The following is a 20,237-nucleotide window of genomic DNA, read 5'->3' on the forward strand; positions in this document are numbered from 1 at the left end:
AGTTTATGCCGTCGTGCAGACAACCGATCGACCGGACGCCGGAGGGGCACGCGGGTAGGGGTACTCTGTGCCACTCCGGTCCATACCGTACTCCACCCCGCCAGCGGCGGCGCCGCGCGGCGCCGACCCGAGACGAGAGGCCCGACGGTTCGGACCCGGGGGAGACGCCGTGAACTTCGAGGCGTTCGAGCCGCTGTACGAGGCGATCCTCGCGGACTTCGGCTTCGATCGGGCCGCCGACGAGCGCGCCCGCGACGTCGCCGCCGAGCTGGCGACCCCCTTCCCGCTCGACCGCCTCGGGGACTGGCGCGGCGAGACCGTCGCCGTCGCGGGCGCCGCGCCGCGACTCGTCGACGACGTCGGTATCGCCCGCGACGCCGACGTCGTCGTCGCCGCCTCCACCGCCGCCGACGTCCTCAGGGACCGCGGCGTCGCGGTCGACTGCATGGTGACCGACCTCGACAAGAACCCGGAGACCGCGGCGGCGCTGACGCGGGAGGGCGTCCCGGTCGCGGCCCACGCCCACGGCGACAACGTCCCCGCGGTCCGCGAGTGGCTGCCGCGGTTCGCCGACGAGCGGACGCTGGCGACGACGCAGGCCGCGCCGGCGGGTCCCGTCGCGAACCTCGGCGGGTTCACCGACGGCGACCGCGCCGCCTTCCTCGCCGACCACGTCGGCGCCGGGCGGCTCGTCTTCCCGGGCTGGGCGTTCGACGACCCGGACGTGGGCCCGACGAAGGCGAGGAAGCTCGACTGGGCCGCGCGCCTGCTGCGGTGGCTCGAACGCCGCCGGGGCGAGCGGTTCGGGGTCCTCGACGGGCGGCGGGAGGCAGCCGACGCGGCGCTCGACGCGGCGTTGTCCGGAAGCGGTCAGTAGGGCGACGACTCGACGCGCTCCTTCGGAAGCAGCTCCTCGCGGTCGCGGGCCTCCAGCCACTCGACGAGCCGCACGAGCTGGTCGGTCGCCGCCTCGAACAGCCGCTCGGCCTTCTCCGGGGTCACGTCGGTCGGGTCGCCGAACGCGCCGTTCGCGGAGTTGTCGACCGAGTCGTAGAAGGTCCGGGCGCCGTGGACGACCGCGTCCGACTCGTCGAGGTGGACCAGCCCGTCGTCGCGGGCGTTCTCGAACTGGTCCTCGCGGACGAGCTCGGGGGCGATGTGGGTGATCATCGCGGTCTCCTTCGGCCCCGCGTGCGGCCCGTTGTGCTCGAACAGCTCGTCGACGAGCTCCGGGATCGACTCGTCCCACATCCACTCCAGCGCGTAGGTCGTGCCGTCCTCGTGGAGCCGCCGACCGACCTCGCGGAGGTGCTGGACGTTGCCGCCGTGGGCGTTCACGTAGACGACCCGGTCGATCCCGTGGTACGCGAGGTTCCGGGTGAACCCCTCGACGTAGTCCCGGAACTCGGGCGGGTCGACCCACATCGTCCCCGGGAACTGCCGGTGGTGCGGGCTGACGCCAACCTGGACCGTCGGGGTTCGGACGACGCCGGTCTCCTCCGCGGCCGCGCTCGCGAGCGCCTCCGCGATCAGGTGGTCGGTGGCCAGCGGGAGGTGCGGGCCGTGCTGTTCCGTGGAGCCGAGCGGGACCAGCGCGACGGACTCGTCGGACAGTTTCGCTCCGAGCTCCGGCCACGTGTGGTCGGCGAGGTACATACTCTGAGGTGGGGTTCGGGACGTATGAACCCGGCCGTTCCGGCGCGGTTCGCCGTCTCGGTCCCGCTCGCCCGATTCGGCCGTCGACGGGGGTATCGTCCCGTGTCGCCACCCTTTTTGTGCCGTCCGGCCGAACGCTCTCCCATGTTTGGAGGCGGCGGCATGAATCCGCGGAAGATGAAACAGATGATGAAACAGATGGGGATCGACGTCGAGGAGATCGACGCCGAGCGGGTCGTCATCGAGACGGCCGACGGCGACGACCTCGTCTTCGACGGCGCCGACGTGACCAAGATGGACGCGCAGGGTCAGGAGACCTACCAGATCGTCGGTTCGCCCGACGAGGTCGCCGACGCCGGCGGGACCCCCTCGGCGGTCGAGGGCGACTCGGGCGCGGCGGCGATCGAGGACGAGGCGGCCGACGACGGCGACGGGACGGCCGACGCGATCCCCGACGAGGACGTGGCGCTGGTCGCCGAGCGCGCCGGCGTCCCGCAGTCGACGGCCCGCGAGGCCCTCGAAGACGCGGACGGCGACCTCGCGGCCGCCATCGCGGCCCTGGAGTGACTGATCGGGCGTGACGGACGCCGCGTACCTGCTGGTTCGCGACGACCGGGAGTACCTGCTGGAGCCGGGCGAGGAGTTCGGCACCGACCTCGGCGTGCTCGACGTCCCCGAGGACGTCGAGGGCGGCGACACCGTCGAGACGCATCTCGGCACCGCCTTCGCGGTCCGCGAGCTCCGCGGGCCGGACCTGTTCAACCACCTCGAACGCACCGGCGCCCCGATGATGCCCCGCGACGTGGGGCTCGTGATGGGCCACACCGGCGCGTCCGGCGGCGACCGCGTCCTCGACGCCGGCACCGGGACGGGGATCCTCGCGGCGTACCTCGGGCGGGCGGGCGCCGACGTGACGACCTACGAGGTCGACGCCGAGTTCGCCGACGTCGCCCGCGCCAACATGGCGACCGCGGGGGTCGCCGACCGCGTCGAGGTCCGGACCGGCGACCTCACCGAGGAGCTCGACGCGCTCGCCGAGGGCGAGCCGTTCGACGCCCTCACGCTCGACACCGGCGACGCGCCGACTGTCGTCGAGCGCGCCGACGAGCTGCTCGTCTCCGGGGGCTGTCTCGCGGTCTACTCCCCGTTCGTCGAGGGGACGCGCGAGGCGGTCCTCGCGGCCCGCGAGGCCGGCCTCGACGGGATCGAGACGCTGGAGACGATCCAGCGCGAGATGGAGTTCTCGGAGCGCGGCTCCCGCCCCTCGACCGCCGGCGTCGGCCACACCGGGTACCTCGTCCTCGCGCGGGCGCCCTGAGCCGGCGCAACGTTCTTTCCGGTTCCGCCGCCACGGAGCGTATGGCTCCCCCGGGAGGCGGGAACGGCGACGCATCCACCGACGAGCCCTCCGAGGTCGCCGCCGCGGTCGACGAGTACGACGAGGGGCTCTCGTCCGCGTTGGAGTCGGCCCTCGCGGGCCGGTCCGGCGTCGTCGCCGTCGGCGTCCCCCTCGGACTGCTCCCGCCGGTCCTCGCCGCTCGTCGGCGGACCGACGACGACGAACCCTGGCGGATCGCCTGTCGTCCCGGGGCCGTCGACGCGCTCGGCCGGGCGGTCGTCCTCGGCACCGCCGTCGCCGAGGCGGTCGCAGCCGGGGAGTTCGAGCTCCGGACGCTCGCCGACGACGCGGGGCGAGGCGGCGCGGCCGACACCGAGACCGCGGGTCGCCCGCTCGCGTTCGCGACGCCCGATCGGGTCGACGCGGTCGCGGGCCCGGGATCGGCCCGAACGCTCGTCTCCGAGACGAGCGGTGAGACCGCCTCGGCGGCGTTCGGCGCGGCGGCGGCGCGGTTCGACGCGGCGACGCCCGCGACCGTCGGCATGCCCCCGCGCACCCGCCTGCTGGACGCGGCGCGCGAGACCCTCGACGACCGGTTCGCGGACGACGTGGCCGCGATCTTCGACGCGCTCGACCACGGGGCGGTCGGGCGGACCGGGACCGTCACCGACCGGACCCTGCTGGTCGCGCTCGCCGCGCGCCACGACCACCTGTTCCGAGACCTCCGGCAGTGGGTCGACGGCGGCGGGAACCGGGGCGACGGGAATGAGGGCGACGCGGCGGACCGCGGCGCGGAGGACCGCGTCGCGTCCGGAGAGGACCGGGTCGCGGCTGGGAAGGACCGCGTCGCGTCCGGAGAGGACCGGGTCGCGGCTGGGGAGGACCGCGTCGCGGTCGCGCCCGGACAGGAGCTCACGGCCGACCGGCGCGCGCTCGTCGAGCGCGAGCTGATCGAGTCGATCAGGGTCCCCACCGGACCGGGGCGGCCGCTACTCCGGCTCAGGGCGGTCGACGAGGCGCTCCTCCGGGCCGAGCCGACGGAGGTGCTCAGCGTGCTCCGCGGGCGGTTCGCGCTCCCGCTCGACGGGAACGGGACGCCCCGCTCCGGTGCGGGCGGCGCGGGGCGTCGACCGGTGTGGGACCGCAAGTAGCGGTCGGCCGTCGCTCCGCTCCCGCCGAGCGCGCCGCCGGGCGCCAACGTGACAAGAACTAACTCCCGGCGGCGCCCCCGAACGGGTATGCCGAACTTCTCCGAGAGGGTCGAGCGGATCTCCATCAGCGGGATCCGCGAGGTGTTCGAGGCGGCCGGCGACGACGCGATCAACCTCGGGCTGGGACAGCCCGACTTCCCGACGCCGGAGCACGCGCGCCGGGCGGCCGTCGACGCGATAGAGGACGGGAAGGCCGACGCCTACACCGAGAACAAGGGGATCCGGTCGCTCCGGGAGGCGATCGCGGCGAAGCACCGGGCGGACCAGGGGGTCGACCTCGACCCCGCGAACGTGATCGCCACCGCGGGCGGGAGCGAGGCGCTCCACGTCGCGCTGGAGGCGCACGTGGACGAGGGCGACGAGGTCGTGATCCCGGACCCGGGGTTCGTCTCCTACGACGCGCTCACGAAGCTCGCGGGCGGCGAGCCCGTGCCCGCGCCGCTGCGCGACGACCTCACGATCGACCCGGCCGCGATCGAGGACGCCATCACGGACGACACCGCGGCGTTCGTGGTGAACTCGCCCGGCAACCCCACCGGCGCGGTCTCCTCCGAGGCCGACGTGCGGGAGTTCGCGCGGATCGCCGACGAGCACGACGTGCTCTGTCTCTCCGACGAGGTGTACGAGTACACGGTCTTCGACGGCGAGCACTACTCGCCGATGGAGTTCGCGGAGACGGACAGCGTCGTCGTCGTCAACTCCGCCTCGAAGCTGTTCTCGATGACGGGCTGGCGGCTCGGCTGGGTGTACGGCTCCGACGAGCGCGTCGAGCGCATGCTGCGCGTCCACCAGTACGCGCAGGCCTGCGCGTCGGCGCCGGCGCAGTACGCGGCGGAGGGCGCGCTCCGGGGCGACCGCGGGATCGTCGACGAGATGACCGCCTCCTTCGAGCGCCGCCGCGACCTCCTGCTGGAGGGGTTCGACGAGATCGGGCTCGACTGCCCCACGCCGCAGGGCGCCTTCTACGCGATGCCCCGCGTGCCCGAGGGGTTCGTCGACGAGTGCATCGACCGCGGGGTGATCGTCGTCCCGGGCGAGGCGTTCGGCGAGCACGGACGGGGCCACGCCCGGATCTCGTACGCGACCGACGAGAGCGAGCTCCGCGAGGCGCTCGACGTGATGGGCGAGGCGTACGAGGCGGTACGGTAGCGTCGGGCGCCGCCGAAAAATAACCCTAGGGCATTAGCCGGGGGCGAGAGGTTTCCGCAAGTTATACTGCGACCGACGAAGTACCGAGGGGTAATGGACCGGAACATTCAGGTCAGCCGCCTCGACCGGCGGGCCGTCGAGGACCAGGAGGTCGAGATCGTCGAGCGGAAGGGTGTCGGACACCCGGACTCGATCTGCGACGGTATCGCCGAGTCGGTGTCGCGGGCGCTCTCGCAGCTCTACTTGGACCGCGTCGGCAAGGTGCTCCACTACAACACCGACGAGACGCAGCTCGTCGCCGGCCGCGCCGCGCCGGCGTACGGCGGCGGCGAGGTCGTCGAACCGATCTACGTGCTCATCGTCGGGCGCGCCACGAAGGAGTACGAGGGCGAGCAGCTCCCGGTCGACTCGACCGCGCTGGCGGCCGCCCGCGACTACCTCGGCGAGGCGCTCCCGGAGCTGGAGTACGGCACCGACGTCGTCATCGACGCGAAGCTCGGCGAGGGCTCCGGCGACCTCCAGGACGTGTTCGGCGAGGAGACCCAGCAGGTGCCGATGGCGAACGACACCTCCTTCGGCGTCGGTCACGCGCCGCTCACCGAGACCGAGACCATCGTCCGCGAGGCCGAGCGCGCGCTCAACGGCCGGTACCACGACGACCACCCCGAGCTCGGCCCCGACGTGAAGATCATGGGCAAGCGCGAGGGCGACCGGATCGACATCACGGTCGCGGCCGCGATGGTCGACGCCTACGTCGACGGGCTGGAGGAGTACGACGACGCGGTCGCGAGCGTGCGCGAGTTCGTCACCGACCTCGCCGAGGCCCGCACCGACCGCGAGGTCGGCGTCGACGTCAACACCGCCGACGACTACGACGAGGGCTCCGTCTACCTCACCGTCACCGGCACCTCCGCCGAGCAGGGCGACGACGGCTCCGTCGGCCGCGGCAACCGCGCGAACGGCCTCATCACCCCGAACCGCCCGATGTCGATGGAGGCGACCTCCGGGAAGAACCCGGTCAACCACATCGGGAAGATCTACAACCTCCTCTCGACGCGGATCGCCGAGTCGGTCACCGACGAGGTCGACGGGATCCGCGACCTGCAGGTCCGGCTGCTCTCGCAGATCGGGCGCCCGATCGACGAGCCGCACGTCGCCGACGCGCAGCTGGTGACCGAGGAGGGCGTCGCGATCGGCGACATCGAGGCGGACGTCCTGGAGATCGTCGACCGCGAGCTGGCCGACGTCACCGACGTGACCCGCAGCGTCATCGACGGCGACGTCTCGACGTTCTGAGCCGAGGACGGCCGTGCCGTCGGTCGGCTCCTTACTCGACGCCCCGACGACCGCAACCGATTTGGGGGGCCGGCGAGTCCGGTAGCGTGTGACGCGGGTGTGTCTCCTCGGCGACCCGGACGTCGACCTCACCTACGAGCTGCTGTCCCGCGAGACCGCCCGGGACGCGCTCGCGACGTACGACATCGAGGAGCCGTACGCGAACAGCCTCGCCGTGGACACCGTGAGCCTCGGCGCCGCCGTGGCGCTGTTGAACGACCTCAACTGGTACCTCGCGCGCTTCGTCGACGAGGCGCTCGTCCGCGAGCCGTCGATTTCGACCGACGAGTGGCTCTCGCGCGACCTCGCCCGCGAGGTGCGCGACGGCGCGGTCCCGCCCGAGGAGACCGACCAGCGCCTGAAGGTGTTCGGGCTCGTCGACGAGCGGCCGGTCGAGCCGCTGTACGTCCGGCGGACGCAGGGCGAGACGCCCGAGTACGACCTCCGCGACGTCGACGAGACGGTGATCGTCCGGGTGAGCGAGTCGGAATTTTCGGGATAAGTGGTGGAGGCGAGCGTTCGCTCAGCGTGGAGCGCGGTAAGCAGGTCCGAAGTCTTGACTGTTCTCGTTTATAAGTGACTGACCGAGACCTGGCGGTGAAGAGATCCGAAGCCCCAGCCGCTCGATTATAAATGCGTACTGGCGGACCCGCGGCAAACGCCTCCAAAGCCCCAGCCGTGAGGCGGGCGCACGCTCGCTGCGCGCTTCACTCGGTCGCTCACTCCGTTCGCTCCCTCGTTCCAGTGCTTGCTTCGCCTGCGCCCGCCTCACGGCTGCCCCTTTGATTCCCACCCCGCTCCACACAGCACCACAGCCTCACACCTCCCCAGCCTCGCGGTTCGCGCTCTCCGAGCGCTCACCGCGTCCCTCGCACGCGCTTCTCGCGCCCTTCGGGCGCTCGAAGGCGCGCGCCACCGCACAGATCGCTTTCGCTCCGGATACGATCCTACAAGTCGGTCCGGCGGAGACGGGGCGTATGGCACGCGTCACGGTCTGGAACGAGTACCGCCACGAGCGCGAGAGAGAGGTCGTCGCCGACGTGTACCCCGACGGGATCCACGCGGTCCTCGCCGAGGTCTTCGAGGCGGCGGGCCACGACGTCCGCACCGCCACGCTCGACGAGGGGCCGGAACACGGGCTCACCGAGGAGGTATTGGCGGATACCGACGTGCTCACGTGGTGGGGGCACGCCGCCCACGACGAGGTGCGCGACGCGGTCGTCGACCGCGTCCGCGAGCGCGTGCTCGACGGGATGGGGCTCCTCGTCCTCCACTCCGCGCACTACTCGAAGATCTTCAAGCGGCTCATGGGCACGAGCTGCTCGCTGAAGTGGCGGGAGGCGGCCGAGACGGAGCGGCTCTGGACGATCGAGCCGGGCCACCCGATCGCCGACGGGATCGGCGAGCACGTCGAGGTCGAGGAGGCGGAGATGTACGGCGAGCGCTTCGACGTTCCCGCACCGGACACCCTCGTCTTCAACTCCTGGTTCGAAGGCGGCGAGACGTTCCGCTCCGGCTGCTGTTACCGCCGCGGCAACGGGAAGGTGTTCTACTTCCGACCGGGTCATGAGACGTATCCGATATACTACAACGACGACGTTCGACGGGTGCTTCGGAACGCTGTCGAGTGGGCGGCGCCGGGCGACGGGCCGACGCCCGACTTCGGCAACGCCGACCCGATCGAGGAGATCGACACGAGCGACGATCGGACGGTCCACTGATCGGACGGCGGGCGCCCCGATGCGGGCGCTTTCGACGCGCGACCGCCCCGCTGTGTCGACGGCGACCGCCTCACGGGACCGACGAGCCGGCGGCTCGCGACTGTGGGGCGACCGCCGCTACGGCGCGGACGTTGAAAGGCGACCGCCTCGCGCGAACGCGAGACGACCGGTGATGTCGCACGCCGGCGGCCGGTCGAGTAGGCGTCCGCCGCGGCCGTATTTAAACCCTCGTTCACGTGACCGTCGGACGGGCCGCTGCGATCCCTCACTCCGGCCGATGGACTTCGCCGTCGCGCCCGTCGGCGTCCTTCCGGCGGAGCGCGGCGGCCGCGTTGTTGGCGTCGTAGCCGAAGAACACGTCCTTCGCGTACGTCTCGGCGACCTCGGTCGCGTGGATCAGGTCGTCGACGGCGACGTCGACCGCGTACAGCTCCAGGGAGAACGGGGTCTCCGGCGGCGCGCCGTGAACGTCGTAGTCGCCGCCGAGCCGCGTGCGGAAGCCGCGGGCGATGGTCTCCAGCCAGTAGGTCGTCGCGTACTCCGTGTCGTACAGGGGGACGACGAACTCGTCGACGTGCTCGGCGAGCCGGTCGAGGTCGAGCCCGGCCCGCGCCCGGAGGTGGCCCGGGTACGGGTCGGGGTACAGCGTGAGCAGCACGCGACCGGGGACCAGGTCGGCGGCGTCGGCGACGAACTCGGTGATGACGTCGGCGCGCCAGTCGGTCCAGTCGTCGCGGTCGCTCTCTGCGAACAGCCGCTCGCAGCGGTCGCACCGGCAGAACCCCTCGCGCGGGAACCCCACGTCGTCGAGCCGCACGTCGTCGCTCTCGGCGGCGCAGTCCTCGATGATCTCCAGCAGGCCCTCGCGGTACTCCGGGTGGGTCGGGCAGATGTACGCCCAGTCGAAGTAGTCGCGGTCGCGGGTCGCCGGCTCGCCGCGCCCGTCCACGGGGACGAGGTCCGGGTTCTCGGCGGCCGCGGCGTTGTCGCCGAAACACGACACCATGTTCACGGCGTTCGCGAGCGGCGCGGCCGCCCGCCCCGTGACGTCTTTCACCTCGTAGAAGCCGAGGTCGAACGGCTCCATCTCGACCTCGTCGGCGTTGCGCGTGACGACCCCGTACATACCCGTCGCTACGCGGTTGCGGGGTAAAAACGGCGGGCATCCGCCCGCGCCGAGTTCGCCGCCGGTATCGGGGTGTGCCGGGTCGACGGGGTCGCTACTCGACGGTCACCGGCTCCTTGTCGCCGGCGAACAGGAAGTACGCGAGCGCGACGAGCGACACGACTAGGACGAGCTTGACTTTCTTGCTCATGTTCGATACGTCGAGCGGCGGGCGCTAAAATCTACCGGAGCGTCGGACGCGGCGGGCGAGCGGACGAGCGAAGACCGCGAGACTCCGTGCGGATCAGACGTCGATGTGGTCGGCGATGTCGGCGCGGAGGATCGTCGAGCAGTAGTCGCAGCGGACGCCGTCGGCGACCACGTCGAACCGGGTCTCGACCGGTTCGTCGGCGTTCGTGATGCAGTTTCGGTTCGGACACGAGAGCACGCCGGTGACGGTGTCGGGGCGCGTCACCCGGTTCTTCTCGACGACCTCGAACTCCCGCACGATGTTGATCGTCGCCTCGGGCGCGATGAGCGAGAGCACGTCGACCTCGGACTGCGAGAGCTCCCGCTCTTCCACCTTCACGATGTCCTTGCGGCCGAGCCGGTCCGAGGGGACGTTCATCCCGACGGAGACGCCGAACCCCTCAGAGCCGTCGATGCCGAGGATGGCGAGCACGTTGAGCGCCTGCCCGCCCTCGACGTGGTCGATCACGGTGCCGTCGCGGATCTTCGAGACGCGGAGCTCGTGGTCGCTCATCGGTCGGCCTCCACCCCCTCGGCGGCCTCGGCGTTCTCCAGCAGCGCGTCGAGCAGCGCCATCCGCACCGGGATCCCGTTGTGCGCCTGCTCGAAGTAGCGGGCGTGCTCCGTCTCGTCGACGTCGGGCGCGATCTCGTCGACCCGCGGGAGCGGATGCATCACGGTGAGGTCGTCGGCGGCGTCGTCGAGCGTCTCGGCGTCGATCCGGTACTCGCCGGCGACGCGGTGGTACTCGTTCTCGTCGGGGAACCGCTCCTTCTGGATCCGGGTGACGTACAGCACGTCGAGCTCGCCGAGCACCGCCTCCAGGTCGGTGTGCTCGCGCACCTGCGCGCCGGTCTCGTGGAGGTCGAACCGGACCGAGCGCGGGAGCCGCAGCGACTCCGGGCTGACGAAGTGCTGGTTGGCGTCGAACTCGGTGAGCGCGGCCGCCAGCGAGTGGACCGTCCGCCCGTACTTCAGGTCGCCCATGATCCCGACGGTGAGGTCGTCGAGCCCGTGGTTCTCGCGGATCGTGTGGAGGTCGAGGAGGGTCTGTGAGGGGTGTTGCCCGGCGCCGTCGCCCGCGTTGACGACGGGGACGGAGACGTTCTCGGCGGCCAGCGTCGCGGCGCCCTCGCTCGGGTGGCGGAGGACGAGCGCGTCGGCGTAGCCCTCGATGACGCGGACGGTGTCCGAGAGCGACTCGCCCTTGGAGACCGACGAGGAGTCGACGTCGCCCATGTCGACGGTGTCCATCCCGAGGCGCTTGGCCGCGCTGTCGAAGCTCATCCGGGTGCGCGTGCTCGGCTCGAAGAAGCAGAGCGCGAGCACGCGCCCGGCGTGCCGGTCCGCGAAGGCGGCGGGCTCGTCGGCGACCTCCCGTGCCCGGTCGAGCACCGCCTCGATGTCACCCCGCGAGAGCTGCGTCGCGGTGATGAGGTGGTCCTGACGCATCGTCGGAGAAGGGGATTGGCACGGTCTTGAATCCCTCGGCTCGGCCGGCGACTCGGGTGATCACGTCCGTGGAGATCCCCGCGGTTGGCGGCTTCGAGATTCGCAGAGCGCCGGGCGCGACGGCGCGGTTCGGCCCTCGACGGTTGCCGGCATCGCTTATAAGCCAATCCGTGCCTTACCAGCGTTCATGTCCGAGAACGACCCGGCCGACCTGCTCCCGAACGACCGCGTGAAGCGGAGCGCGCTCGACGGCGACGTGACCCAGCTCCACCGCGGGAATCGGTACGGCGAGGAGGGCGACACCTTCGAGGTCGACGGCGTGACCTTCGAGCTGACCGAGGTCACCGAGCGCACCCTCGGCGACATGACCGACGCGGACGCGAAGCGCGAGGGGTCGCCGTCGCTGGAGGCGTACAAGGAGCGGATGGTGCGCGCGCACGGCGGGAGCTTCGACTGGGACGACGACGCCGACGTGGTCCGTCACCGCTTCGAGCGCGTCGACGAGTAGCGGAGTCGAGAAAAGGAGCCGAGAGGGGGGTAGCGAGCCGATTCAGTCGTCGTCCGCGGCCGCGCCGTCGGCGCCGCCCGAGTCGCCCCCGCTCTCGGCGGCGGTCGCCTCCTCGTCCTCGATGCTCGGCGGGTACTTGCCGCGGCGGAGCTTCAGGTCGGACTGCGGGCGCGCCATGCAGGTGAGCGCGTACCCCTCCGCCTCCTCGTCGGTGAGCCCGCGGGCGGCCGGCTGGGTCACCTCCCCCTCGACGATCTCGGCGGAACAGGCGAGACACATCCCGACGCGGCAGGAGTACTCCTGAGCGATCCCCGCCTCGATACAGGAGCTGAGGACCGTCTCCGTGTCGGCCACCTCGATCGTCTCGCCGGTGCCGACGAACTCGACGGTGTACTCGGTCATGGCGCGGAGTACCCGCCGACCGGTCAAAAAGGGTTCCCCTCGATCGCGTCGCCGTCGCGGGGACCGAATGGGGAGGCGAGAGCCGGTCGCCGATCGACTCGGCTCCCGCCCATCGCAACGACTAATCCCCCGCCGGACGCTTCCCGAGGTATGACCGAGAAGGCAACCGCGCGGGCCCACCCGATCCAGGGGCTCGTCAAGTACCACGGGATGCGCGACCCGGAGCTCCGGCTCCCGTACCACGACAGCATCAGCCTCTGTACCGCCCCGACCGCGACGACGACCACCGTCGAGTGGCAGCCCGACGCGAGCGAGGACGCCTACGTCATCGGCGGCGAGGAGGTCGACGGTCGCGCCGCCGAGCGCATCGACATGGTCGTCGACCACGTCCGCGAACTCGCGGGCGTCGACGCCGCGGTCCGGCTGGAGAGCGAGAACTCCTTCCCGTCGAACATCGGCTTCGGCTCCTCCTCGTCGGGGTTCGCGGCCGCCGCGCTCGCCCTCGTCGAGGCCGCGGGGCTCGACCGCTCGCTCCCCGAGGTCTCCACGGTCGCCCGCCGCGGCTCCTCCTCGGCGGCCCGCTCGGTGACGGGCGCCTACTCCCGGCTCGACGCCGGGCTCAACGACGCGGACTGCCGCTCGCATCGGCTCGACGTCGGCGTGAGCGAGGACGGGTTCGACCCCGAGGAGGACCTCCGGATCGTCGCCGCACACGTCCCCGCTTATAAAGAGACGGAGGAGGCGCACCGCGAGGCCGCGGCGAGCCACATGATGCAGGCGCGGACCGCCCACGTGCAGGACCAGCTCGTCGAGATGACCGACGCGCTCCGCGACGGCGACTTCGACCGGATCTTCGAGACCGCCGAGCACGACTCGCTCTCCCTGACGGCCACCACGATGACCGGCCCCGCGGGCTGGGTGTACTGGCAGCCCGAGACGATCGCCGTCTTCAACGCGGTGCGCGAACTCCGCGAGTCGGGCGTCCCCGTCTACTTCTCGACGGACACCGGCGCCTCGGTGTACGTGAACACGCTGGCCGACCACGCCGACGAGGTCGAGAGCCGGATCGCCGAGATCGGCGTCGACACCGACGTCTGGGAGGTCGGCGGCCCGGCGCGCGTCCTCGACGAGAGCGAGGCGCTGTTTTAAACCGAATCGGCGATGCGGTGGCGCGCGCCGGTGAGCGCCCGTCGGGCGCGAACCGCGCGTGCGAGGGAGCCCGCGGCCGCCGCTGGCGGCCGCGGCGAGGCTGGGGAGGCGTGAGGTGTGGTTGCGGTGCTATGCGGGCGGAATTCAAAGGGGCAGCCGCGAGGACGAAGCACGGCGACGTAAGGACCGCAGACCGTGAGCGAAGCGAACGGTCGAGGACCGCAGCGAGCGTGCGCCGTCCTCGCGGCTGGGGCTTTGGAGGCCTTCGTCGTCGCAGCGACGACGTGTCTCGTCACGCGAACGACGACGTGTCTCTCACCGGCTTCCAGTTATTCCTCCGGATCCTCACCGCGCGCTCGCTTGTACATCGCGAGCGCTTCCTCCCGCCGTTCCGAGTGGTCGACGATCGGGGATGGATACTCGGGCGCCGCGTTCGCGCGCTGCGTCGGCGACAGCTCGTGCCACCCGTGGATCAGGTCGGCGTCGAGTCCCCGAAGCTCGGGGACGTACTCCTTGATATACTCCGCCTCCGGGTCGTAGCGCTCCCCCTGCGTCATCGGGTTGAAGATGCGGAAGTACGGCTGCGCGTCGGTCCCGGTGGAGGCCGCCCACTGCCACCCGCCGTTGTCGTTGGCGGTGTCGTGGTCGGCCAGTCTCTCCCGGAAGTGGTCGTAGCCGTGGCGCCAGTCGGCGAGCAGGTCCTTCGTCAGGAAGGAGGCGACGATCATCCGCACGCGGTTGTGCATGAACGCCTCCTCGCGGAGCTGGCGCATCCCGGCGTCGACGATGGGGTACCCCGTCTCGCCGCGCTTCCACGCCGCGATCTCCTCGGGGTCGTCGCGCCACTCGATCCCCTCCTCGTACGCCTTGTAGTTCTCGGTGACGACCGCCGGGTTGTGGTAGAGCACCTGCGTGTAGAACTCGCGCCACGCGAGCTGCTGCTGGTACTCCTCGACCGCGGCGACGGGGCCGCCGTCGTCCTCGGCGTCGCCGTCTCCGTCGGATCCCCCGTCCCCCTCGGCCCGCGCCTCCGCCGCGGCCATCGCCTCCTCGGTCGCCTCGTACGCCTCTCGGACCCCGATCTCGCCGTACTTCAGGAAGGCCGACATCCGCGAGGTCGCCTCGCGGGCGGGGTAGTCGCGCTCGTCGTCGTACGCGAACACCGCCTCCGAGAGGAACGCGTCGAGCCGCTCGCGGGCGGCCGCCGTGCCGGCGGGACCCACGTCGGCGTCGGGCTCCGCGAACCCGAGGTCCGCCGGCGCGGGCAGGTCGCCGACGGCGACGCGGTCGGTCGCGACGCCTCCGTCGGCGAGCGCGCCGTCGTCACCCTCCAGCGTCGCCGCCAGCGCGTCGGCGTCGACGAGGTCGGTCGCCTCGGGCGTCGGCGCGGGCGGGTCGGTCTCGCGGTCGGTCCACTTCCGCCAGTAGTAGGTGTACACCGAGTACGGGTCGCCGGCGTTCGTGCGGATCGAGTCCGGGGTGTGCAACACCGCGTCGTGGTGCGCCTCGCGCTCGATTCCAGCCTCGTTGAGCGCCTTGCGGACCGCGGCGTCGCGCTCGCGAGCGAGCCCCGAGTAGTCCCGGTTCCAGACGACGCGGTCGGCGTCGAGCGCGTCGGCCAGCCCGGGGAGGACGGTCTCGGGGTCGCCGCGGGCGACGAGGAGGTCGCTGCCGCGGTCGCAGTACTCGTCCCGCAGCGCCGCGAGCCCGTCGAGCAGGCGGCGGACCCGCACGTCGCTCGCGTGCGCGAGCACGTCGTCGTCGAAGACGAAGACGCCCGCGACCGCGCTCCGGTCGGCGGCGGCCGCGAGCCCGACGTTGTCGGCGAGCCTGAGGTCCCGCCGGTGCCAGAACAGCTCCATGGGATCGCCACGGGTGCGAGGACCGTGAAACCACCGGCGACCGTCGCTTCACGGCACCGACGGCGATCGGGTCACGGACCGCCGCCGTCCGGTCGGCTCACAGCTCCGGCCTGCCGGGCACGTCCACCCGGTCGAGGAGGAAGTACCCCACGGTGAGCGCGAGGACCAGCACCGCGATCGCGAGCGCCGCGAGGACCGTCTCCTGGCCCGTACCGTAGTCCTCCAGCCGGAAGCTGATCGCGCGGCGGGCGACCGCGATGATCGACGCGCTGACGACGATCCGGAGGACGGGCTCGCCCTTGGCGTACGCGACGAGCGTCCGGTGGACCTCGACGATGATGAGGAGGAGCAGGACGCTGTCGAGCAGGTCGACGACCGCGATCGGGTCGGCGATCGCGCCGCTGACGACGAGCCCGTACAGCGACAGGAACAGGTCGAACAGGCCGATGAGGAACAGTAGGAGGAGGAAGTAGGCGGCGCCGAGCACCAGCCACTCCATCGCCACCGCGGCCGGCTCCGTCGCGTCTTCGAGGTCGACCGCCATGGGCCCACCTCGCGCGGGGACGGCAAGTCGTTTTTGCCTACCCGTCGGGGGTCAACGCCTCCAGCAGACGGACCGCGGGCGCCTTCGCGAGCGGGTCGTTGGCGTTGCCGCAGTGGGGCGACTGGACGCAGGCCGGACAGCCGCCCTCGCAGTCGCAGCCGTCGATCAGCCGCGCGGTGCGGGCCATCAGCTCCGCGATCCGCTCGTGGCCGCGGCGGGTGAGCCCGACGCCGCCGGGGTAGCCGTCGTAGACGAACACCGCGGGCGCGTCGGTGTGCGGGTGGTACGGCGTCGAGATGCCGCCCACGTCGGCGCGGTCGCAGAGCAGGTGGAACGGGAACAGCGAGATGATCCCGTGTTCGGCGGCGTGGATCCCGCCGTTGAAGGCGTACTCGCCGTCGGGCGTGTCCTCGCCGCCGTCGGTGGCGGCCTCGCCGTCCCTATCGCTCCCCTCGGCCGCGTCGCCGTCGCCGGCGCCGATCGCCCGCATCTCCGACTCCAGGTCGGCCGGCACCGGGAGGTAGAGGGCCTCCGTCCGCAGCGTCGTCTCCGGGAGGTCCAGCGTCGACTCGCCGAGCGACTCCCCGGTCTTGGCGTCCTTCCGCACGAACCCCGTAATCCGCTCCGTGACGGTCACGTCCGCGAACCGGACCGGGACGTCGGGCCGAGCGGCGAGCTCCCGCTCCGCGAGGTCCTCGTTGACGACGACGTCCTTCTCCGTGAGCGGCTGCGTGTAGTAGTCGGCCCACGAGGACTGCAGCTCGGCGACGTCGCGGCCGAGGTCCAGCTCCGTCACCTCGTAGGTGCGGCCCTGCTGGTGGTAGATCGCGCCGGGGTGCGCGTCGCGCAGGGCGTCGCCGAAGCCGAGCGAGGCCACCGTCTCGCTCCGCGAGGAGTCGATCAGGTCGATCTCGCGGTCCCCGACCGTCCGGAGGCTCACGGACTGCTGCGGACTCGACGAGCCGGCGTGGGTCCACCGCAGCCCGTCGGCGGTCTCCCGCCGGTCGAGGACCCCCTCGTCGGTCAGGTCGGCGACGACGCCGGGGAACGACTCGCCGAAGAAGCGCTCGTCGGCGGGCGAGAGCCAGCTCTCGTCGGCCGCGCAGGCGACGTGGCCGGGGAGTAGCTCGGCGTTCTCGGGGTCGCAGATCGCGTCCTCCGGCGGCGCCTCGAAGAAGTCGGCGGGGTTGGTCATCAGGTACTGGTCGAGCTGGTCCTCGCCGCCCACCATCACGACGAGGGCGGGGTCGTCGCCCCGACCGGCCCGCCCCGCGCGCTGGTACGCCGACATCCGCGTGCCGGGGTAGCCGTCGAGGATCACGGCGTCGAGCCCGCCCACGTCGACGCCGAGCTCCAGCGCGCTCGTCGACCAGACGCCGCGGAGCGCCCCCGAGTGGAGGTCGGCCTCGATCTCCCGGCGGCGCTCGTCCGTCAGGGCGGCCTGGTAGGCGCCGACCTTGGACGCGAGGTCGCGCTCGCCGCGCTCGCGGAGGTCGCTCGCGCTGTCGGTCGCGTACTGCTCCGCGGTCTGTCGCGCCCGCGTGAACGCCAGCGTCTGGGCCCCCGCGGTGACGAGGTCACAGAAGAGGCGCTTCGACTCCGTGTGGCTCGACTTCCGGCGGCCGCTGCCGCGCTCCTGCCAGTCGTCGTCGTACTCCGGCGGGTTCCACAGCACCCAGTCGCGCGGGCCCCGCCCCGACGCGTCCTCGTCGACGAGGGCGATCCCGTCCGGGTCGCGGCCGGTCACCGCCGCGGCGTGCTCGACGGGGTTGTTGATCGTCGCCGAGCAGCAGACGAACCGCGGATCCGACCCGAACCGCTCGCAGGTCCGCGCGAGCCGGCGGAGGGTCATGGCGACCTGCGAGCCGAACACGCCGCGGTAGCTGTGGACCTCGTCGATCACGACGTGCTCCAGCGACGAGAAGAACCACTCCCACAGCCGCCCGGCGTACGGCAGCAGCGCGTAGTGGAGCATGTCCGGGTTCGAGAGGAGGACGGTCGGCTCGTGGTCGCGGACCTCTCGCTTCTCGCTGCGGGAGAGCCGGCCCGTGTACGACTCGACGGAGACCCCGCTCCCGAAGCCGAGCCCGTGGGCGAGCGCCGACAGCGACTCCTCCTGGTCCGCGATCAGCGCGTTCTGGGGGCCGATGTACAGGGTCCGCCCCCCGTGGTCCATCGCGGCCTCGAAGGCGGGGACGGTGTACGCGAGCGACTTTCCGCTCGCGGTCTCGGTGGCGAGCACGACGTCGTCCCCGCCGCGGACCGCCTCGATCGCGTCGGCCTGGTGGCGGTAGAGGCGGTCGATACCGTCCTTCGAGAGCGCGTCGGCCATCCGCGGCGCGAGGTCGACGTCGGCGAACTCGGGCTCGCGGGCGGGGAGGCGGCGGTGCTCCGCGATCTGTCCCTCGTAGAACGGTCGGTCCCGCAGCCACTCGATGGCGTCCTCCACGGCTATCGGTCCCTGGGGACGCGCGGGCCTAACGGTTGCGGTGGCGGGGAGCGTCGGTGGCGGGGAGCGTCGGTGGCGGAGGGCGCCGGTGACGGGGAGCCCCGGACTCCGACTCGGACCGCTCAGTCGTCGGCCGGCGCGTGCGATCGGTCGGCTGCGGGCGACTCGCCGGCGGCCGGCGCCGCGGGCCCCTCGCGCGCGAGCGGCGGCCACCGGACCGCGGTCGCGACCGGGTCGTCGAGGTCGAGCGCCATCCGGAGGGCGTGGCGGCGCTCGACGAGCTCGAAGCCGACGTTCCGGTAGACGCGGCGCGCGACGTGGTTCCCGGCCTCGACGTGGAGTTCGAGCCCGTCCCCGCCCGCGGCGGCGGCGTTCGCGATCACGTGTCGGCAGAGCTCGGTCCCGACCCCGCGGCCCTGCGCCGTCGGGTGGACGAAGACGGCGAGCTCCGGGCGGGCCGCGTCGGTCGGGGTGTACGTCGCGTGGCCGAGGACCTCGCCGCCGCGCTCGGCGACGACGTTGCACCCGTCGGCCAGCGTCGACTCGATCCACTCCGCCCGGCGCTCCCGCGTCACCGGCGGGAGCCCCTGCGCGCGGTCGTCGCCGCCGAACCCCTCGTACATCTCGGCGAGCGCGGCGGCGTCCTCCCGGACGGCGGGTCGGACCGTCCACCGGTCGCCGGTCTCGTCCACGAACCGCGGACAGCGCGGCGGGCAGTGCGGCGTCCCTTCGCACTCGCTGCCGTTCCACCCCTCGCAGGCGGCGGGGCCGTCGTGGTCCATACGCGTCGCTCGGTCCCGGACGGAGTTATATCGTGACAGGTGGTCCCACGCGGTGGGAACGGGGAGCCGACGTCATCCGCGGAGGGCTACCGTCACCGCGGTGCCGCCGAGGTCGTTGCCGTCGACCCGGAGTTCGCCGCCGGAGGCGCGGACGATCCACCGAACGAGCCAGAGTCCCACGCCGGTGCTGTGGGTGAGCTGCGTCTCGTCCGCCCGCGTCAGCACCTCGCGCTCGTGGGTCGGGAGCCCGGGCCCGTCGTCGTCGACCGTGACCAGGGCGCCGTCCCGCTCCGCGCGGACCGTCACGCGCACCCGAGGGGACGGGGCGCAGTGCTCGGCCGCGTTCTCGAGCAGGTTATCGAGCGCGTACGGCAGTAGCTCGTGAGCGACGGCCTCGACGCCGTCGGGCGCGTCGATGTCGAACGCGGCGTCGGGGTGCGCGGCCGCGAACTCCTCGACCCGGTCGGCGACGAGCTCCGACAGCTCGAACGCCCTCCGGCCCGCCTCGTCGTCCGACGCCTGGAGCCGTTCGACGCGTCTGGCCGCGTCGCTCAGGTCGACGATTCCGGAGAGCCGCCGCTCCATCGCCTCGACGTGTGGATCGCCGTCGGGACGCTCGGCCGCGAGCGCCTCGAGGTGGCCCGTCACGACGTTCACGTCGTTTCGGATGTTATGCCGTAACACCCGGTTGAGCACGGTCAGTCGCTGCTCGCGGCGCTTCCGTTCCCCCACGTCCGTCGCGACGTACGTCGCGCCGGTGAACCCGCCGTCGCCGTCGCGGAGCGGCGCGGCCCAGTACCGGATGTCCAGCAGCGACCCGTCACGGTGAGGGTGCCGAGTCTCGACGCCGGTCAGTCGGTCGCCGCGTCGAAGCCGCGAGAGCGAGTCGCCGAAGGGACCGGTCGCGTCGCTCCCCGTCGCGACGAGGCGACCGCCGAGCGCGTCCGCCTCCGACCAGCCGAACAGCCGCTCGGCCCCGGCGTTCCAGAGCTGTACGGCGCCGTCGGCGTCGACCACGACGATGGCGATCGGAGCGACTTCGACGACCGAGACCAGCCGGTCGAAGAGGAACTCGATCGCGTCCGTGAGGACGGCGGCGCCTTCCCGGGGACCGAGCTGTTCGTTGAGCACGGCGACGAGCTCCGTGATCAGCCGCTCTATCAGTTCGTCGCGGCCCTCGGACGCGCCGGACTCGTACGCGTCCAACAGGCGCTGGCGGGCCTCCCCGTGCCCTTCGGCCTCTAACACGTCGAACAAGGCGCCGACGAGCTGTTCCTCCTGTCGCCTCATTTTAGGCGAGCCTAAAGCGCAGCCGCCTAAGTGT

20 protein-coding genes are annotated in these 20,237 nt (G+C 72.1%); 10 read left to right on the plus strand and 10 right to left on the minus strand.

The genetic code is table 11. The features are described from left to right. Positions 1 to 169 precede the first annotated feature (169 nt). A complete protein-coding gene (locus tag ACFQMF_RS08250; RefSeq protein WP_256409041.1) occupies positions 170 to 877 on the plus strand; it encodes a 6-hydroxymethylpterin diphosphokinase MptE-like protein in 708 nt (235 codons plus the stop codon). On the opposite strand, the gene ACFQMF_RS08255 is transcribed toward ACFQMF_RS08250, so the two are convergent. Then, a complete protein-coding gene (locus ACFQMF_RS08255) occupies positions 871 to 1,656 on the minus strand; it encodes a creatininase family protein (protein ID WP_256409040.1) in 786 nt (261 codons plus the stop codon). The genes ACFQMF_RS08250 and ACFQMF_RS08255 overlap by 7 nt on opposite strands. A 144-nt stretch (positions 1,657 to 1,800) precedes the next feature. Here ACFQMF_RS08255 and ACFQMF_RS08260 point away from each other — a divergent pair, with 144 nt between their 5' ends. The 7 genes from ACFQMF_RS08260 to ACFQMF_RS08290 all read left to right on the plus strand — a co-directional run bounded on the left by ACFQMF_RS08260 (position 1,801) and on the right by ACFQMF_RS08290 (position 8,411). Continuing rightward, entirely contained in the window at positions 1,801 to 2,223 is a 423-nt protein-coding gene (locus ACFQMF_RS08260; protein ID WP_256409039.1) for a nascent polypeptide-associated complex protein, read from the plus strand. Between the two features lie 10 nt (positions 2,224 to 2,233). Beyond that, positions 2,234 to 2,974: a methyltransferase domain-containing protein gene (locus ACFQMF_RS08265; protein ID WP_256409038.1), complete on the plus strand. Its 741-nt coding sequence runs from the start codon at positions 2,234 to 2,236 to the stop codon at positions 2,972 to 2,974. A 41-nt stretch (positions 2,975 to 3,015) separates the two neighbouring features. After that, positions 3,016 to 4,146, plus strand: a complete 1,131-nt coding sequence (locus tag ACFQMF_RS08270) for a transcriptional regulator TbsP domain-containing protein (RefSeq protein ID WP_256409037.1) — start codon at positions 3,016 to 3,018, stop codon at positions 4,144 to 4,146. 87 nt (positions 4,147 to 4,233) lie between these two features. Next, positions 4,234 to 5,355, plus strand: coding sequence for a pyridoxal phosphate-dependent aminotransferase (locus ACFQMF_RS08275; protein ID WP_256409036.1), 1,122 nt, complete (start codon positions 4,234 to 4,236; stop codon positions 5,353 to 5,355). Positions 5,356 to 5,448: 93 nt separating this feature from the next. Next, entirely contained in the window at positions 5,449 to 6,651 is a 1,203-nt protein-coding gene (locus tag ACFQMF_RS08280) for a methionine adenosyltransferase (protein WP_256409035.1), read from the plus strand. Positions 6,652 to 6,739: 88 nt separating this feature from the next. Beyond that, a complete protein-coding gene (locus ACFQMF_RS08285; protein ID WP_256409034.1) occupies positions 6,740 to 7,192 on the plus strand; it encodes a DUF5804 family protein in 453 nt (150 codons plus the stop codon). 475 nt (positions 7,193 to 7,667) lie between these two features. Continuing rightward, positions 7,668 to 8,411 carry a ThuA domain-containing protein gene (locus tag ACFQMF_RS08290; protein WP_256409033.1) on the plus strand — a complete coding sequence of 248 codons (744 nt, stop codon included), beginning with the start codon at positions 7,668 to 7,670 and terminating at the stop codon, positions 8,409 to 8,411. Positions 8,412 to 8,676: 265 nt separating this feature from the next. On the opposite strand, the gene ACFQMF_RS08295 is transcribed toward ACFQMF_RS08290, so the two are convergent. From ACFQMF_RS08295 to pyrB, 3 genes are all read right to left on the minus strand, one after another. After that, positions 8,677 to 9,537, minus strand: a complete 861-nt coding sequence (locus ACFQMF_RS08295; RefSeq protein WP_256409032.1) for a family 10 glycosylhydrolase — start codon at positions 9,535 to 9,537, stop codon at positions 8,677 to 8,679. Between the two features lie 283 nt (positions 9,538 to 9,820). Next, a complete protein-coding gene (gene pyrI / locus ACFQMF_RS08300) occupies positions 9,821 to 10,279 on the minus strand; it encodes an aspartate carbamoyltransferase regulatory subunit (protein WP_256409031.1) in 459 nt (152 codons plus the stop codon). Next, entirely contained in the window at positions 10,276 to 11,217 is a 942-nt protein-coding gene (pyrB, locus tag ACFQMF_RS08305; protein ID WP_256409030.1) for an aspartate carbamoyltransferase, read from the minus strand. Before pyrB ends, pyrI begins: the two co-directional genes overlap by 4 nt. Positions 11,218 to 11,404: 187 nt before the next feature. On the opposite strand from pyrB, the gene ACFQMF_RS08310 reads away from it, so the two are divergent. Next, positions 11,405 to 11,725 (plus strand): ASCH domain-containing protein, encoded by a 321-nt coding sequence (locus ACFQMF_RS08310; RefSeq protein WP_256409029.1) that lies wholly within the window; start codon positions 11,405 to 11,407, stop codon positions 11,723 to 11,725. 42 nt (positions 11,726 to 11,767) lie between these two features. Here ACFQMF_RS08310 and ACFQMF_RS08315 read toward each other — a convergent pair whose 3' ends face one another. Beyond that, positions 11,768 to 12,127: a 2Fe-2S iron-sulfur cluster-binding protein gene (locus ACFQMF_RS08315; protein ID WP_256409028.1), complete on the minus strand. Its 360-nt coding sequence runs from the start codon at positions 12,125 to 12,127 to the stop codon at positions 11,768 to 11,770. 150 nt (positions 12,128 to 12,277) lie between these two features. Between ACFQMF_RS08315 and mvaD the strand changes: the two genes are divergently transcribed. Then, entirely contained in the window at positions 12,278 to 13,276 is a 999-nt protein-coding gene (gene mvaD / locus ACFQMF_RS08320) for a phosphomevalonate decarboxylase MvaD (RefSeq protein ID WP_256409027.1), read from the plus strand. 329 nt (positions 13,277 to 13,605) lie between these two features. On the opposite strand, the gene ACFQMF_RS08325 is transcribed toward mvaD, so the two are convergent. From ACFQMF_RS08325 to ACFQMF_RS08345, 5 genes are all read right to left on the minus strand, one after another. Then, the gene (locus ACFQMF_RS08325) at positions 13,606 to 15,138 is read right to left on the minus strand and encodes a cryptochrome/photolyase family protein (protein ID WP_256409026.1); all 1,533 of its coding nucleotides are present in this window, start codon (positions 15,136 to 15,138) and stop codon (positions 13,606 to 13,608) included. 97 nt (positions 15,139 to 15,235) lie between these two features. After that, positions 15,236 to 15,682 carry a phosphate-starvation-inducible PsiE family protein gene (locus tag ACFQMF_RS08330; RefSeq protein ID WP_256409025.1) on the minus strand — a complete coding sequence of 149 codons (447 nt, stop codon included), beginning with the start codon at positions 15,680 to 15,682 and terminating at the stop codon, positions 15,236 to 15,238. A gap of 37 nt (positions 15,683 to 15,719) precedes the next feature. Then, on the minus strand, positions 15,720 to 18,131 hold the full coding sequence (locus ACFQMF_RS08335; protein ID WP_256409024.1) for a DEAD/DEAH box helicase: 2,412 nt from the start codon (positions 18,129 to 18,131) through the stop codon (positions 15,720 to 15,722). A gap of 122 nt (positions 18,132 to 18,253) precedes the next feature. Continuing rightward, complete coding sequence (locus tag ACFQMF_RS08340; protein WP_256409023.1) at positions 18,254 to 18,913, minus strand: GNAT family N-acetyltransferase; 660 nt, start codon at positions 18,911 to 18,913, stop codon at positions 18,254 to 18,256. 72 nt (positions 18,914 to 18,985) lie between these two features. After that, positions 18,986 to 20,203 (minus strand): ATP-binding protein, encoded by a 1,218-nt coding sequence (locus tag ACFQMF_RS08345; protein WP_256409022.1) that lies wholly within the window; start codon positions 20,201 to 20,203, stop codon positions 18,986 to 18,988. Between the last annotated feature and the right edge of the window lie 34 nt (positions 20,204 to 20,237).

Origin of the sequence: Halorubrum rutilum, assembly GCF_042665015.1 — an archaeon.
In the GTDB taxonomy this organism is placed as follows: Archaea; Halobacteriota; Halobacteria; order Halobacteriales; family Haloferacaceae; genus Halorubrum; species Halorubrum rutilum.